The following is a 13,771-nucleotide window of genomic DNA, read 5'->3' as shown; positions in this document are numbered from 1 at the left end:
CGTCGCTGATCTGGTTGTACTTTATTGTTAACAATCCTGTCGCGCAATCTGCGTGAGGATGTAGTTCACATAACGAAGGGGCGGGATGAGCACCTACGTACTGGTTCACGGGGCCTGGCACGGCGGCTGGTGCTGGCAGCGGGTGACAGCCGAGCTCCAGCGGCACGGGCACCGGGTCTTCGCGCCGACGCTGACGGGGATCAGCGACCGGCGCCACCTGATCTCCCCGGACGTGGGGCTCGAAACGCACACCGAGGACGTACTCGCCCTGCTGGAGGCGTGGGACCTGACGGACGTGGTGCTGGTGGGGCACAGCTACGCCGGGCAGGTCGTCACCGAGGTGGCGGCGAGGAACCGCGCCCGGATCGGGCGCGCGGTGTACCTGGACGCCTTCGTCGCCGACGCCGGCGAGCGCGCGATCGACCTGCTGCCCGAACACGTGGCCGGGCACTACCGGGAATCCGTGGCCGGACCCGGTTTCGGGTGGCTGATCCCCCCGCGCTCGCTGGAAGTCCTCGGAGTGACCGAACAGGACGATCTGGACTGGCTGACCCCGCGCCTGTCACCCCATCCCTGGAAGACCTACCTGGATCCCGTGAGCGCCGCACCGCCACGAGACCTGCCGGCGACCTACCTCGACTGCACCGACTGGATGGCCGTGTTCGCGCCGTACGCCAAGCGAGCCGCGGAGCGCGGGTACGACGTCGAGGCATTGCGCACCGGGCACGAGGCCATGGTCACCGCTCCGGCCGCGCTCGCCGACTCGCTGCGGCGCATCACCGTCTGAACCGGCCGACGCCGCGTCCACTCCGAACAGAGAGAACCTCCATGGAGTTCCTGGTCCGATCGACCACCAGCTTCCCCCCGCACCTGACCGCGGACCACATCGGCGAACTGCGCGCACAAGAGCGCACTCTCGCCATGCGGCTGCGCGCCGAGGGCATCCTGACGAAACTCTGGCGGCTGCCCGGCAAACACGGCACGCTCGCCCTGTACGAGGCCCGGGACGCCACCCACCTGCACGAGATCCTCACCTCGCTGCCGCTGTTCCCCTACCTCGACGTCGAAGTCGAAGCCCTCGCCACCCATCCGCAGGAGCTGCTGCCCGAGGTCCTGAACCTGGCCACCGCGCCGACCGGGACGAACGGCGCAACCAGGGCGTGACCCCCGCCGGCGGATGGTGCCGAAAGGCGGCGAGCGCCTCGTGCCCATCCGCCGGGTCCGGGGTGAACATCACTTCGGCGATCCGCCACGATCGTGGCGTCTTCTCGCCCCGTAGCGCAGGATGTGGGCATGCTTTCGTATCTGAATTGGCGCCTGCGCAGGACGAACGTCGAGGTCCCGGGGGTGCACGCGTGACCGAACCGACGATGCCCGGACGCCGGCTGCGGGGCTACGTGTCGCACGGCGAGGAACTGCGGTCCGGCCGGCTCAGCCCCCGTACGTACCTCGAAGAAACGCTGACTCGCATTGACGAGCTCGACGGCACGGTGGGCGCGTTCGTCGTCGTCAACCGCGAGGGGGCGCGCCGCGCCGCGGACGAGTCGGCGCAGCGGTGGGCCGCCGGGAAGCCACTGTCGCCGATCGACGGCATGCCCGTCGCGATCAAGGACATCATCGAGACCGCCGACATGCCGACCGGTCAGGGCTCGCCGCTGTGGGAGGGCACCGACTGGAAGCGCGACTCGGCGAGCGTGCACGCGTTGCGCGAGGCCGGCGCGATCGTCCTTGGCAAGACCACCACGACCGAATTGGCCTCGAAACACCCGTGGCACGAGACCACGAACCCGCACGACCCGAGCCGCACGCCGGGTGGCTCGTCCAGCGGCACGGCGGCGGCCGTCGGTGCCGGGATGGCGCCGGTGGGCCTCGGTACGCAATTGCTCGGCTCGATCCTGCGCCCGGCGAGCTTCTGCGGCGCCGTGGGCTTCAAGCCGAGCGTCGGCGCAATCAACCGAAGCGGTTCGCACGACCACTTCAGCCAGAGCTGCCAGGGCTCGATCGGCGCGACGCTCGCCGACACCTGGGCGGTCCTGCGCGCCATCGCTGACCGTGCGGGCGGCGATCCGGGCTACGGAGGCCTGGCCGGCGACGTGGACTTCACCCGGCGCACCAAGCCCGTGAAGCTCGCCGTCCTCGAGACCGCCGGGTGGAGCGCGACGACCGAAGGCGCGCGCAGGGCGTTCGCCGCGGTGAAGCAACGCCTGCAGGACCACGGCGTCCAGGTACTGGACCGCACACAGGACGACCGGGTCGAAACGGTCGAAAAGGCGGTCGCCGACGCTCTGCGGCTCACCCAGGCGATCGTCGCCTGGGAAGGTCGCTGGCCGCTCAACACCTACGCCGACATGGACGCCGCCAAACTCAGCCTCGACGCCCGCGACCGCCTGAAAACCGCCGAAGCGATGACACAGCAGGAATACCGCGAGCTCGTCGACCAGCGCACCACCGTGCGCGCCGCCTACGAGAACACCGCGGCCGACTTCGACGCGATGATCACCGTCGCCGCCTGCGGCGCCGCACCGACCGGCCTCGACTCGACCGGCAACGTCGCCATGAACGTGACCGCCTCACTGCTCGGCTGCCCCGCCCTGACCCTCCCCGTACTGGCTGACGAAGGTCTGCCGCTCGGTTTGCAGGTACTGGGCCGCACCAACCGCGATGCGGAGCTGTTCGAGGTGGCCACCTGGATCGCGGGCGACGCACTGGGCCGGCCCGAACTGGTGGGCACGGTGGGGTGACCTCGCCGGCCACCGGTAGGTGATCCGATCGGCCCGCCCGGACACCGACGCCGGCACCGGGTCGAGATCGGCGAACGGCTTGTCCGACAACAGGTTGCCCGCGCCGCCGGCACCGAGCACCGACGGCGGCGCGGGCAACCACAACGAACCACCGGCTGTCGCAAGTGGATCACGAGCCGGCCGGGCCGCGTGCCGTCATGCGACCTGGACGGAACGAATGGAGTTGTTGGCCACCATCCGGTCGATGGCGGTGACGACTGTCGCATCAGGACGATCGCCGGCGCCCAGGGTCAGCAACAGCGGGACGAAGTGCTCGGCGGTCGGATGGGCGAGGTCGGCGCACGGCGCCTTGGCGCGGTAGTCGGTGAGCGCGTCGACGTCGCCGCGGTCGAGTGCTTCCGCCGCCCAGGCGTCGAAGTCGCGCATCGGGTCCGCGAGCGTGGGCGTCCGCATGGCCAGGAAACTGTGCGTCATGAAGCCGGAACCGATGACGAGGATGCCTTCCTCGCGCAGGGATCGCAGGCGCTGCCCGAGCGAGAACAGGGCACCCGGGTCGAGGCCGGGCATGCTCAGCTGGACGACCGGGACGTCCGCGGCCGGGTACATCGCCATGAGCGGGATGAACGCGCCGTGGTCCAACCCCCGCCGGGTGTGCCGGTGCACCTCGGAAGTGCCGGGCAGGCTCCCCGTGACGCGCCGGGCGATCGCGGTGGCGTCCGGCGTCGGGTAGCCCAAGGTGTAGTAGTGCGGGTCGAAGCCGCCGAAGTCGTAGTACAGCGGCGTCGCGGCCGCCGGGTTGGTCACGGCGAGCGGGGCGTCCTCCCAGTGCGCGGACACGACGACGATGCCGCGGGGTTTCGGCAGGGTCTGCGCCCAGGTGAACAGCTCGTCCAGCCAGACCGGGTCGTCGAGAGTGGGCGGTGCCCCGTGGCTGACGAACAACGCCGGCAGCGCGCCGTCCTCGCTCGTCCAGGTTCGTTGAGCGCGGGCCTGCTCCAGGACGCGGGCGACCAGCGCGTGGTACGCGCCCGCCGGGCCGCGGGGATCGGTTGTCATCGTGCTGCCTTTCGAACGGACGGGGCGGGCTCAGCCGACGACCAGCGCACGGCGGAACCAGCCGTCGTCGGACACCGAGGAGAGCAGACGCGCCGCCACGTCGGCCCGGGCGACGGAAGCTCCCAGGCCGAGGGGCGCCGAGGACGGCAGCACCGTGGCCACACCGGTCGGGCGGCCGTTGGTGAGCCGGATCGCGTGCACGATCGTCCAGTCCAGGTCGCTCGCCCGCAGCAGCTCCTCGGCGGCGGTCTTGTCCCGCACCATCGCGCCCATAGTCAGGCCCGACATGAGCTTGGCCGCGCCGCTGAGCCGGCCGCGAAGCACGGTGAACGACGACAACACCACCACGCGACGCACTCCACTCCGGTCCGCCCCGGCGATGATCGCCCGGGTCGCGTCGGTGAGGACACTGCCTTTGGTCGCACCCAGCGTGCTGATGACCACGTCGACGCCGGTCATGGCGTTCGCGACGTCCTGCGGGTCGGTGGGCTGCCCCGTCACGACTTCCAGCTCCGGATGCCTCAGCGGCACCTTCTCCGGCGAACGCACCAATGCGCGGACTCGATGACCGGCCGCGAGTGCCTGGTCGACGACGAGCTTCCCGGTCGCGCCGGTGGCGCCGAGCACCAATACCTTCATGACTTCCTCCCTCGGGTGAGCACCTGGTGAATACGGTCGCGCAGCAATGGGTTCGAGGTCCTGCGCCACGGTCCCCGATCATCGGGCGGGCGCTGCGCTGCGGACGCGAAACCCGCCGTACGCCGGCACCGTGGCCAGAACCAGAGCACCACCGAGCAACAGGAAGACGGCGTTCTTCGCGACCGCCGCGGGGCCGACCGTCGTCACCATCGCGGCGGAAAAGGCGGCCAGCACGACCGCGGCCGCCACCCCCGCCTCCCGACGGCGCCACCCGGACAACAGCCAGACGCACACGACGATCTCCGCCACCGTCGCCCCGACGGCCGCGGCGTCCACGAGTGGTGCCGGCAGCCAGGGCACCAGCTGCCCGGTGTAGGCCGTGAAGGCCGTCCAGCTGCCCCAGGTGACACCGCTTTCGCCCGGCGCGCCCAGCAGGCCGAACCGGTCGGCGACCGCGCCCCCGAAGTCCGCGGCGAGCAGGACGGCCGCCACCCATCCGGCGACCGCGGCGGCCCTCCGCGCACGCATGGCCGCCGTAGCCGTCAAGACGACCAGCGCGGCCGCGACCAGGAGCGGGATCGACCCGGGTGTGGTTCCCGCGACCCCGTAGGAAATCTGGAACACGAGACCCGCGAAGACGACCACGCTTCCGGCCAGGTACAGCCGGCGCCGCGCCGGCTCGATTCCTTCTGTCATACCGAACAGACCGAGCAGTGCCGCGGGAAGTGACAGCTGAGTGTCATTTCACACGACGGCCCTCACAAGACCTTGCGGTAGCTCCCCCGATGGAACAGCAGCGGAGCCCGCGCATCGTCGGCGTCGAGCGCCCGCACATCGCCGAGCACGACCAGGTGGTCACCGCCGTCGGACACCGCGTTGATGTCGCATTCGATCCACGCGCAGGCGCCGGCCAGCCGGGGATTGCCGAACGCTCCTGGCGACTCGTCGACTCCGGAGAACCGTCCGCCTCCGCGACGCCGAGGACGGGGAAACGCAGATCGTCGAAGGCGAAGCGCATGCACGCCCCGGACGCCAGGGTGCCCGCGGGGCCGGGGAGCCGGCACGCGACGGGCGAAACGACAGCTTCGCGGTTGTGGTTGCCCGGACCCACCACCTGCCGGGCCAAGCCCGGGTCGCCGGTCTCGAGTACCCGGAAAAGCCCGGTCGCAAGCTGTTCTGCGTTCACTGCACTCCTCGTCGTGTCGCGGCCGGACCGTCGTGGGCAGCCCTGCCTCGACCCTAGCCGCACCACGCGGCCGGGATCTGGTCCACTCGACACCCTGTCCACTGGTCCGGTTGCCCCGCAACCTTTCCGTGCGGCCGCGGACCTGTCGCCATGATCACTGTCGCGTTGCGCCCGGCCCGCAAACGTCCAGAATGGACAGTGTCCCAGTGCGCATACCCGCGTCTCGCCGGGGCGCGGCCGGAGAATCCGAGGACGGTCACCCGTGAACGAACCACAGCTGCCCGAAGGGGTCGGTCTCACCGCCCTGTTCACCGCCTACGCGCGTGCCCAGGAGTCCCGGCGCGCCGACCGGCTGTTCGACGATCCGCAGGCGGCGGAGTTCATCGCCCACGCCCTCGGTCTCGACCGGCTCACCGGATCACTCCCCCGGCTCGGACCCGCGCGAGAGGACGGTTCGTCGCCACTGTGGAACGGCCTCGTCGCCTACTTCTCCAGCCGCACGCCTTTCTACGACACCTACCTCGCAGGGCAGGCACAAGCAGGGTGCCGGCAGCTCGTCCTGCTCGGAGCCGGCCTCGACTCACGGGCGTTTCGCCTGCGCCTGCCCGCCGGCACGATCGTCTACGAGGTCGACACCCCGGGTGTGCTCGATTTCAAGGAGAACGTGCTCACCGGCCTGGGTGCCGAAAGCGGCGCCGAACGAAGGGCCGTCAAAGCCGATCTGCGTGAGGACTGGGGCAGCGCCCTGCTCGCCGCAGGGTTCGACCCGCGGACGCCGACCGCCTGGCTCGCCGAGGGGCTGCTGATGTACCTGCAGCCCGGCGAAGCCGACGTGTTCGTCGACCGGATCCGCGAACTCTCGGCACCGACCAGCACGCTGGCCGGGGAGTACCTGAACCGCCGCACCCGGCTGGCCGACCTTGCGCTGGCCGACGACGGCGACCGCGCGATCGCGGAGATCTTCGTCTCCGCCGACCGCGGCGGCCCCGGCAGCCGGCCGCCCGCCGACTGGCTCGCGGCCCACGGCTGGGACGGTGCCGGTCCGGACCTCGTGGACGTGCTCACCTCGGCCGGGCGACCCGTGCCCGAACTCTTCGACCCCCGCAAGCCCGACCCGCTGCGCGTGCGGATGTTCACCGCCACGCGGCGCTGACCGATTACGCACATTCCCGGCAACGGCGGGGAAAGCCGATGACGTGCGCGGTCCGGCGGTTCATCCCGCCGAAGCCCACGTCTGCGGCGCCGGCGATCTCGCGGACGCTGATCTCCGGAGAGCCCGGTATCCGGGATCAGCTCCGAGGAAACTCTTTGTGACGCCGTACCATTGTCGGCCTTTCCGACCGATGCCATCGTTTCCGATGAAGGTCCCGCCGGTCACGCGCGAGTTCCTCGGCGCGGAAACGAGCTGCTTCGCGCACCAGAAGCTTTGCGCGGCGCCGAAGAAGCCGATCCAGGCCGGCGGCAGGACCTGTCGAAGACGAAGACCGGATCGGACGTCCACGCGTCGCATCCGAGACTCTCCCGACTTTTCTTCCCTACCAAGGAGAACATCATGACCGACCGCAGCACGACCCCGGACCTCGAAGTGCCGATTCTCATCGTCGGCGGCGGGGCCGCCGGCCTCACCGCCTCGATGCTGTTGTCGCAGCTCGGGGTCGAGACCCTGCTGATCAACGCCTGGGCCGACACCTCCCGGCTGCCGAAGGCGCACTTGCTGAACCAGCGCACTATGGAGATCCTGCGCGGTGTCGGCGCCGACGCCATGGTCTACGAGCGAGGCACCCCGCCCGAGCAGATGGCCTACACCGCCTGGTACGCCGGCCTACGCGGCGACGACCCCGACAGCGGCAGGCAGTACGGCCGGATGGAGAGCTGGGGCCGCGGCGGCACGAACCCCGCGTGGGCGGCGGCCAGCCCGTGCCGCCAGACCAACCTGCCGCAGATCCGCCTGGAGCCGCTGCTCAGGCAGCACGCCGAAGAGCTGGGACCGGATCGGGTCAGGTTCGGCCACGAGGCGATCGCGATCGGCCAGGACGCCGACGGAGTCACCACCACCGTGCACGACAAGGCCACCGGCACCGAGTACCGCGTGCGAAGCCGTTTCCTGCTGGGGTGTGACGGCGGGCGGACCGTCGGCCCGTCGATCGGCGTCACGATGGACGGCGTCCGGGACCTCGCTCGCATGGTGACCATGCACCTCACCGCCGACCTCTCCGAGTGGGCGCGGGATCCCGATGTGCTGATCCGCTGGATGCAGGCGCCGCACGTCGGACTCGGCGTGGTCATGGCGCCGCTGGGCCCCGATCATTGGGGACCGGAGTCCGAGGAATGGGTGTGCCACGTGAACTACCTCTCGGACGACACCCGCGCGCTGGACGACGACGCGGTCGTGGCGGACATGCGGGCCGCGCTCGGCCTGCCCGACCACGAGATCGACGTTCACGTCGTGTCCCGGTGGTCGGTGGAGGGCGTGCTCGCCGACAAGTTCCAGGACGGGCGCATCTTCCTGCTCGGCGACGCCGCCCACCGGCACCCGCCCACGGGTGGCCTCGGGCTGAACTCGGCGATCCAGGACGCGCACAACATCTCGTGGAAGCTGGCCGCCGTGCTCGCCGGGCAGGCCGACGAGGACCTGCTGTCCACCTACGAGCCCGAGCGCAGGGTCACGACCGCGCGCAACGTGCAGCGTTCCCTGGACAACACCATTAGCCACCTGACGGCGACCGCGCTGCTCGGCATCAGCCCGGAGGCCGGCGGCGAGGAGAACTGGGCGGCGATGCGGCGGCTCTGGAGCGACCGCGACGAGGACGCGGAGCTCCAGTCCGCCATGCGACGGGCGATCGCCAACCAGTCCATGGAGTTCGACGAGCTGAACGTCGAGTACGGCTACACCTACGACTCCTCGGCCATCGTTGCCGACGGCAGCCCCGAGCGGCACAACCCCGACCCGATCCGGCTGTACCAGCCGGGCACCCGGCCCGGGGAGCCCCTGCCGCACGCCTGGCTCGAGGATTTCACCGGCCATCGCCTGCCGGTCATGGACCTCGTTCAGGCGGGTCACTTCTTGCTGATCGCCGGCGAGCAGGGCCACGACTGGGTCGAGGCCGCCCAGAAGGTCGCGACGGACCTGGGCGTCACCCTCGACGCCGTCCGGATCGGCCACCTCGACGGGGACTACTTCGACCCGAACTCGACCTGGGCCCGCAACCGCGAAATCACCGACCGGGGAGCGATCCTCGTCCGGCCCGACCGGTTCGTCGCCTGGCGGACGTCCGCCGAGTCGACCGACCCCGCGGCCGAGATAACGAACGCGCTCACCCGGATCCTCGCGCGCACAGCGTGACCACTGCGGACGGGCCGGGTGCCAGGCGGCACCCGGCCCGCTCCGCGTCGCAGCCCGACGCGGCCCCAGAGGCTTGAACCGCTCGACAGCGGTCAGCTCGCCCCACCGACGGCGCAGACGCGGACCTTCCGAACCCTGCCGTGGGCGCCGATCGAGTCAAGAAGGGACCGGACCGGCCCCTTTCCGGCGCGCTCAGTGTCCGCTACACCTTGTTCATCCGGTGCCGCAGACCCTTGGACACGTGATAGCGGTCGTCGACCGCCTTCGCCACCGCGCCGGCGGCCTTGAGCGCTTTCGGTTCTCCCTTGGTGGGAGTGGTCGGTGAGCTCATGAGATCCGCACCCTTCCGCGCAGGACGAGAAGTGAAAGCTCGGTCCACGGTTCGCACCTTCAGACACGGCCGTAGGCCCCGCGGGTGACACCGGGGATCTCCGGTGCGTGCAGCTCGGCCTCGGCTTTGACATCCGCCAACGTCTGCGCCTGCAGGGCTGTGCGCCAAGCCAGATCAGCTCGTCGCATGGACGCGTCCACCGCGCAGGCATCGCGAAACCCGCCGCGCGGGGCTCCTGCCGCCCGCTCGCGGATCTCCGTGCACCGGAACGCCGGTTCGGGCCCGTCGATCGCCGTGACCACGTCCATCAGCGTGATGTCACCGGCGGCCCGCGCGAGCCGGAAACCGCCGTGCGCCCCTGCGAACGACTCGAGAAGGCCGGCCCGGACCAGCGCCTGCAACTGCTTGGTGAGGTATGCCTGGGGCAAGTCGTGCCCCGCGGCCAGTCGAGCCGTGGAAACGGGCCGGTCGTCGTCGACCCAGACGAGTGACAGGAGCACGTGCATCGCCCACTCCACCCCCTGGCCCATCTTCATAAATCCGGATATTACGCATCCTGGTTATCTGAGATCAATGTTATCGTCGTCTCCGGTCGCGGCAGGGAACGGACGAGATGGGGAAGGTCCTCGGGGCCCCGCCGGCCTTGCTTCTGCACGGCCAGAGCGCACGCGGTGGCCAGCACGGTCGCTTGCGCGGGTGGCTCCGTCCAGGCCGATCCGCGAGCCCAGACCCACATCCCCAGCGCTTCGGTTTCCGGCGACGGCAAGACCACCCAGGCCCCGTCGCCCACGACGCTCAGGCCCAGGGGAACCAGCGCCTGGACGTGGTCGAGCGTGGCGCTGCCGGGACCCGTCAGAAAGGTCCACCGTTTCCCGCCGGGGTGAACGATCGCGGGCGCGGCCGCGGACCGCAGCAGCAGGCTCCGGCCGACGTCGTCACCCAGCTCCGCCGGCATCGTGACCGCGCCCAGCGCCCCGCCCAGCCGCAACACGATCCGGTTGTCCTCCACGAGCCGGACAGGCAGACCGCACTGCAGCCGGTAGTACTCACAGCGTCGTGCGGCCGTGTCCCCCGCGCTCGCGGGCGATCCGACGATCTGAACGGACATGTCCACCAGTCCCTTCGTGAATCGGCGCTCGACGCACCGAAGGCGGGGCCTCGGCGGCGCTGTTCCTGCGTCCAAGAGGGAATGGCCGGAGCCGACGCGCGTCGAGGCGCACCATGCGTGGTGCCTGCTTCCACCAGGATCACGCTAATCTGGATAGTAGACATCCTGGTTGTTACATGTCAATGAATCGCGAAGCAAAGCCGGAGTGCGAGTCGCGCCAACCGGTCCAGGAAATCGACTGCCCACCGGACCGGACTCATCCCGCCCGGTTGACGTAGCGTCGAGCCATGATTCTCTCCTCTGACTCGGGAACCACGTACGAGAACCTCCTCACTCAGACGCCTCCCTTCCTGCCCGAAGGTGCTCATTTCATGGTCGGAGTCGTCACGGTCCCGCCGGGCGACGCGGGCAGCGGACCGCACCGGCACTCGGGGCCGGTATTCGGCTACGTGCTCGAGGGCGAGATCCTTTTCGAACTCGAGGGCGAGGAGCCGTACCCCATCAAGGCGGGCGAAGCGTTCTGGGAGCCGGGCGGTGAGGTCGTGCACTACCAGGCCGGCAACCTGCGCGACGACATCGCGAGCAAGTTCGTGGTGTGCATGGCGTGCGCGCCCGACGTGCCGATGCTGACCTTCCTCGACGAGGACGAGATCCGCGAGCGGGACCACCTTCGTCACCCGACGGCCCGCAAGTCGTCCTGACGGACCGATTCCCGGTGATCGGCGGACGAGGAGCGGCGAAGTGACCGAAGTGGCCGATGACGGGATGCCCGGCGCCGTGGCGGCGTTCGAATCCGCCCGGCCGCGGCTGTTCGGCGTCGCGTACCGGCTGCTGGGCACGGTCGACGACGCCGAGGACATCGTCCAGGACACGTGGATCCGCTGGCAGAGTGCGGACCGCGCAGCCGTCCGCAACGCGGAGGCGTTCCTCGTCACCACCGCGAGCCGGCTCGCCCTCACAGCCGCCGGTTCGGCCAGGGCCCGGCGCGAGCTGTACGTGGGTCCGTGGCTGCCGGAACCGGTCCCGACCGGGGAGGACACCCAGGTCGTCGTCGAACGGGGCGAAGCTCTCGAGCTGGCGGTCCTGCGGCTGCTCGAACGGCTCACGCCGCAGGAACGAGCCGTCTACGTGCTCAAAGAGGCGTTCGACTACCCCTACCGCGAGATCGCCGTGCTCCTCGGCATCGCCGAGAGCCACGCTCGCCAGCTCGGCCACCGGGCACGAGGGCACGTCGACCGCGACCGTGGCAGCCACGTCAGCCCCGGCGAACGCAACCGGCTGCTCAGGGCGTTCCTGGCCGCGGCGCGAGGCGGCGACGTCGAAGAACTCCGCCGCATGCTGACCGCGAACGCCGTCGTCCACTCGGACGGCGGCGGCGTCGTGACCGCCGCGCGGAAGCCGGTCCGGGGCCGCGACCGGGCGGCCCGGTTTCTCCACCGCACGATCGCGACTCACAGCAGGGACGCGCGAACCACCGTCGTGGAGGCGAACGGACAGGAGATCGTCTTGGTGTCCCTTGCCCGCGAACCGATCGCCGCGTGCTGGGTCGAAGCGACATCCTCCGGCATCGACGAAGTCTGCCTGGTCGTCAACCCCGCGAAGCTCGCCGCACTGACAACGGCGGCCGAACGCCGGTCGTGACAGCCGCCGCCCACCGGAATTGTTCGCCGCAGAACGCCTTCTGGCCCTGCACTCCGGGAGAGCTCGGCCGGTCGGCAGGTGCCCCCATCCCCGGCACCTCCACCGGCCGAGCCGGTTGACTGTCCACTCGGAACTCGGTGCCGAGGCCGGGCCGCTCGATCTCGCTGCCACCGGACGTTCACGGCGAGCTCCGCGCCGCTGGTTCCGTCAGCGCAGGACCGCTTCGAGCGCGGCCAGGGCGCCCGGCCAGGCGCTGGGAGACGGCGTCGCGTACCCGACCACGATCGCATCGCGGTCCTGGCTCGCCCGCGGGTGCCGGTAGCGGGAGATCCCGTGAAGCGCGAGCCCGTTCGCGGCAGCTGCTTCGACGACGACGGCTTCTCGGCCCGGGGGCAGCTCGACGATCGCGTGCAACCCGGCCGACCCACCCGACAGGCGGGCGTGCGCCCGGCCGGCGAGGGCGACCGTGAGCTGGTCACGACGGCGGCGGTAGCGCGTGCGCATCGCCCGGACGTGGCGACCGTAGCCCCCGGATTCCAGCAGTTCGGCCAGCACGAGCTGGTCCGGCGTCCCGCACACCCCGACCTCGCCGAGTTCACCGGCCATCTCGTCGGCGAACGTCTCGGGAACCACCATCCAGCCGAGCCGCAACCCGGGTGCGAGGGTCTTGCTGGCCGTGCCGAGGTACAGCACGTGCTCCGGGTCGAGCGCCTGCAGCGACCCGACCGGCGGGCTGTCGTAGCGGAACTCCCCGTCGTAGTCGTCCTCGACGACGAGCCCGCCGGCGCGGCGCGCCCACCCGATCACGGCCGCCCGCCGGTCGCCGGAAAGCACCGCGCCCGAGGGAAACTGGTGGGACGGCGTGAGAAGAACGGCTCCTGCGTTCGCCGTGTTCGTGAGGAGATCCGTCCGCGCACCGCGTTCGTCCGACGGCAGGCACGGCGTCCGCAGCCCTGAGCCGGCGAGCAGGCGGCGGTGGACGTCGAGGCCGTACCCCTCGGTGACCAGCGTGTCGGAACCACGCGCGCGCAGGACCGCGGCGATCAGCCGCAGTCCGTGCGCCGCGCCCGCGCAGATCACGATTCGCCCGGGTTCGGCCCGGACTCCGCGCGCGCGGGCCAGATAGGCGGCCAACGCGATCCGCAGTTCCTCCGCACCGCGCACGTCGGGATAGCCGAGTGCCCGGTCCGGAATCCGGCCGAGGGCGCGCCGCGCGGCTCTGAGCCACTCGGCCCGGGGGAACGCCGACACGTCCGGGGTTCCCGGCCGCAGGTCGTGCAGCGGCGGGACGGGTCCCCCGGCAGCGCGGGGTTGCCCGGACGACGGCGAAGACAGCGTGGTGGCGACCCGCGTCGCAGCACCTTGGCGCGAACTGAGCCACCCTTCCGCGGTGAGCTCCGCATAGGCGGCGACGACGGTGTTCCGGGCGACACCGAGGTCGGCGGCCAGCGCCCGGGACGACGGCAGCCGTGCCCCCGGCGCCAACCTCCCGGACCGCACCGCATCACGCAATGCCTCCTTCAGACCGGCGAGCACGCGAGGCCCGCGGACCTCGATGTGCAGGCCGTCCCCGCCCCCGGCGAACGATCCTTCGCCGGCCGGTGATTCGGACATGGAAGATCCTGGATTTTTCCTATCGATATTCGAAGCCTAGAACCGACTGACCGAATCGGCCATCCGGGCATTCCGGCGATGGATCACAGCGGCCACCCGTCACGAACCGGCG

15 protein-coding genes are annotated in these 13,771 nt (G+C 70.7%); 7 read left to right on the top strand and 8 right to left on the bottom strand.

Features of this window, described 5'->3' with window-relative positions:
* The first annotated feature begins 85 nt into the window (after window positions 1-85).
* From ABZU76_RS12750 to ABZU76_RS12740, 3 genes are all read left to right on the top strand, one after another.
* Window positions 86-787: an alpha/beta hydrolase family protein gene (locus tag ABZU76_RS12750; RefSeq protein WP_354868188.1), complete on the top strand. Its 702-nt coding sequence runs from the start codon at window positions 86-88 to the stop codon at window positions 785-787.
* A 41-nt stretch (window positions 788-828) separates the two neighbouring features.
* Window positions 829-1,164 carry a muconolactone Delta-isomerase family protein gene (locus ABZU76_RS12745; RefSeq protein WP_220241737.1) on the top strand — a complete coding sequence of 112 codons (336 nt, stop codon included), beginning with the start codon at window positions 829-831 and terminating at the stop codon, window positions 1,162-1,164.
* Window positions 1,165-1,355: 191 nt separating this feature from the next.
* Entirely contained in the window at window positions 1,356-2,741 is a 1,386-nt protein-coding gene (locus tag ABZU76_RS12740; RefSeq protein WP_354868185.1) for an amidase, read from the top strand.
* A 195-nt stretch (window positions 2,742-2,936) separates the two neighbouring features.
* Here ABZU76_RS12740 and ABZU76_RS12735 read toward each other — a convergent pair whose 3' ends face one another.
* The 4 genes from ABZU76_RS12735 to ABZU76_RS12720 form a co-directional block, all read right to left on the bottom strand.
* The gene (locus ABZU76_RS12735; RefSeq protein WP_354868182.1) at window positions 2,937-3,797 is read right to left on the bottom strand and encodes a class III extradiol ring-cleavage dioxygenase; all 861 of its coding nucleotides are present in this window, start codon (window positions 3,795-3,797) and stop codon (window positions 2,937-2,939) included.
* Between the two features lie 30 nt (window positions 3,798-3,827).
* Window positions 3,828-4,436, bottom strand: coding sequence for an NAD(P)-binding oxidoreductase (locus tag ABZU76_RS12730; RefSeq protein ID WP_354868179.1), 609 nt, complete (start codon window positions 4,434-4,436; stop codon window positions 3,828-3,830).
* A gap of 78 nt (window positions 4,437-4,514) precedes the next feature.
* The gene (locus ABZU76_RS12725) at window positions 4,515-5,132 is read right to left on the bottom strand and encodes a hypothetical protein (RefSeq protein ID WP_354868176.1); all 618 of its coding nucleotides are present in this window, start codon (window positions 5,130-5,132) and stop codon (window positions 4,515-4,517) included.
* A 62-nt stretch (window positions 5,133-5,194) separates the two neighbouring features.
* A complete protein-coding gene (locus ABZU76_RS12720; protein ID WP_354868173.1) occupies window positions 5,195-5,458 on the bottom strand; it encodes a flavin reductase family protein in 264 nt (87 codons plus the stop codon).
* Between the two features lie 426 nt (window positions 5,459-5,884).
* On the opposite strand from ABZU76_RS12720, the gene ABZU76_RS12715 reads away from it, so the two are divergent.
* Both ABZU76_RS12715 and ABZU76_RS12710 read left to right on the top strand, forming a co-directional pair.
* Window positions 5,885-6,775, top strand: a complete 891-nt coding sequence (locus tag ABZU76_RS12715; RefSeq protein ID WP_354868170.1) for an SAM-dependent methyltransferase — start codon at window positions 5,885-5,887, stop codon at window positions 6,773-6,775.
* A 399-nt stretch (window positions 6,776-7,174) separates the two neighbouring features.
* A complete protein-coding gene (locus tag ABZU76_RS12710; RefSeq protein ID WP_354868167.1) occupies window positions 7,175-8,965 on the top strand; it encodes an FAD-dependent monooxygenase in 1,791 nt (596 codons plus the stop codon).
* Between the two features lie 202 nt (window positions 8,966-9,167).
* On the opposite strand, the gene ABZU76_RS12705 is transcribed toward ABZU76_RS12710, so the two are convergent.
* From ABZU76_RS12705 to ABZU76_RS12695, 3 genes are read right to left on the bottom strand one after another with little or no spacing between them, the layout of a single operon-like run.
* Window positions 9,168-9,296 (bottom strand): hypothetical protein, encoded by a 129-nt coding sequence (locus tag ABZU76_RS12705; protein ID WP_354868165.1) that lies wholly within the window; start codon window positions 9,294-9,296, stop codon window positions 9,168-9,170.
* A 59-nt stretch (window positions 9,297-9,355) separates the two neighbouring features.
* On the bottom strand, window positions 9,356-9,832 hold the full coding sequence (locus tag ABZU76_RS12700) for an Rrf2 family transcriptional regulator (RefSeq protein ID WP_354868163.1): 477 nt from the start codon (window positions 9,830-9,832) through the stop codon (window positions 9,356-9,358).
* 11 nt (window positions 9,833-9,843) lie between these two features.
* Complete coding sequence (locus tag ABZU76_RS12695; RefSeq protein ID WP_354868161.1) at window positions 9,844-10,404, bottom strand: hypothetical protein; 561 nt, start codon at window positions 10,402-10,404, stop codon at window positions 9,844-9,846.
* A gap of 371 nt (window positions 10,405-10,775) precedes the next feature.
* Between ABZU76_RS12695 and ABZU76_RS12690 the strand changes: the two genes are divergently transcribed.
* The gene (locus tag ABZU76_RS12690) at window positions 10,776-11,105 is read left to right on the top strand and encodes a cupin domain-containing protein (protein ID WP_354868159.1); all 330 of its coding nucleotides are present in this window, start codon (window positions 10,776-10,778) and stop codon (window positions 11,103-11,105) included.
* Window positions 11,106-11,145: 40 nt separating this feature from the next.
* Window positions 11,146-12,045 carry an RNA polymerase sigma factor SigJ gene (gene sigJ, locus ABZU76_RS12685; protein WP_354868157.1) on the top strand — a complete coding sequence of 300 codons (900 nt, stop codon included), beginning with the start codon at window positions 11,146-11,148 and terminating at the stop codon, window positions 12,043-12,045.
* Between the two features lie 207 nt (window positions 12,046-12,252).
* On the opposite strand, the gene ABZU76_RS12680 is transcribed toward sigJ, so the two are convergent.
* Entirely contained in the window at window positions 12,253-13,659 is a 1,407-nt protein-coding gene (locus tag ABZU76_RS12680; protein ID WP_354868155.1) for a PLP-dependent aminotransferase family protein, read from the bottom strand.
* Window positions 13,660-13,771: the final 112 nt, after the last annotated feature.

The organism is Amycolatopsis sp. NPDC005232 (genome assembly GCF_040607795.1).
Classification (GTDB): domain Bacteria; phylum Actinomycetota; class Actinomycetes; order Mycobacteriales; family Pseudonocardiaceae; genus Amycolatopsis.
This window is presented reverse-complemented; position numbering and strand designations above follow the sequence as displayed.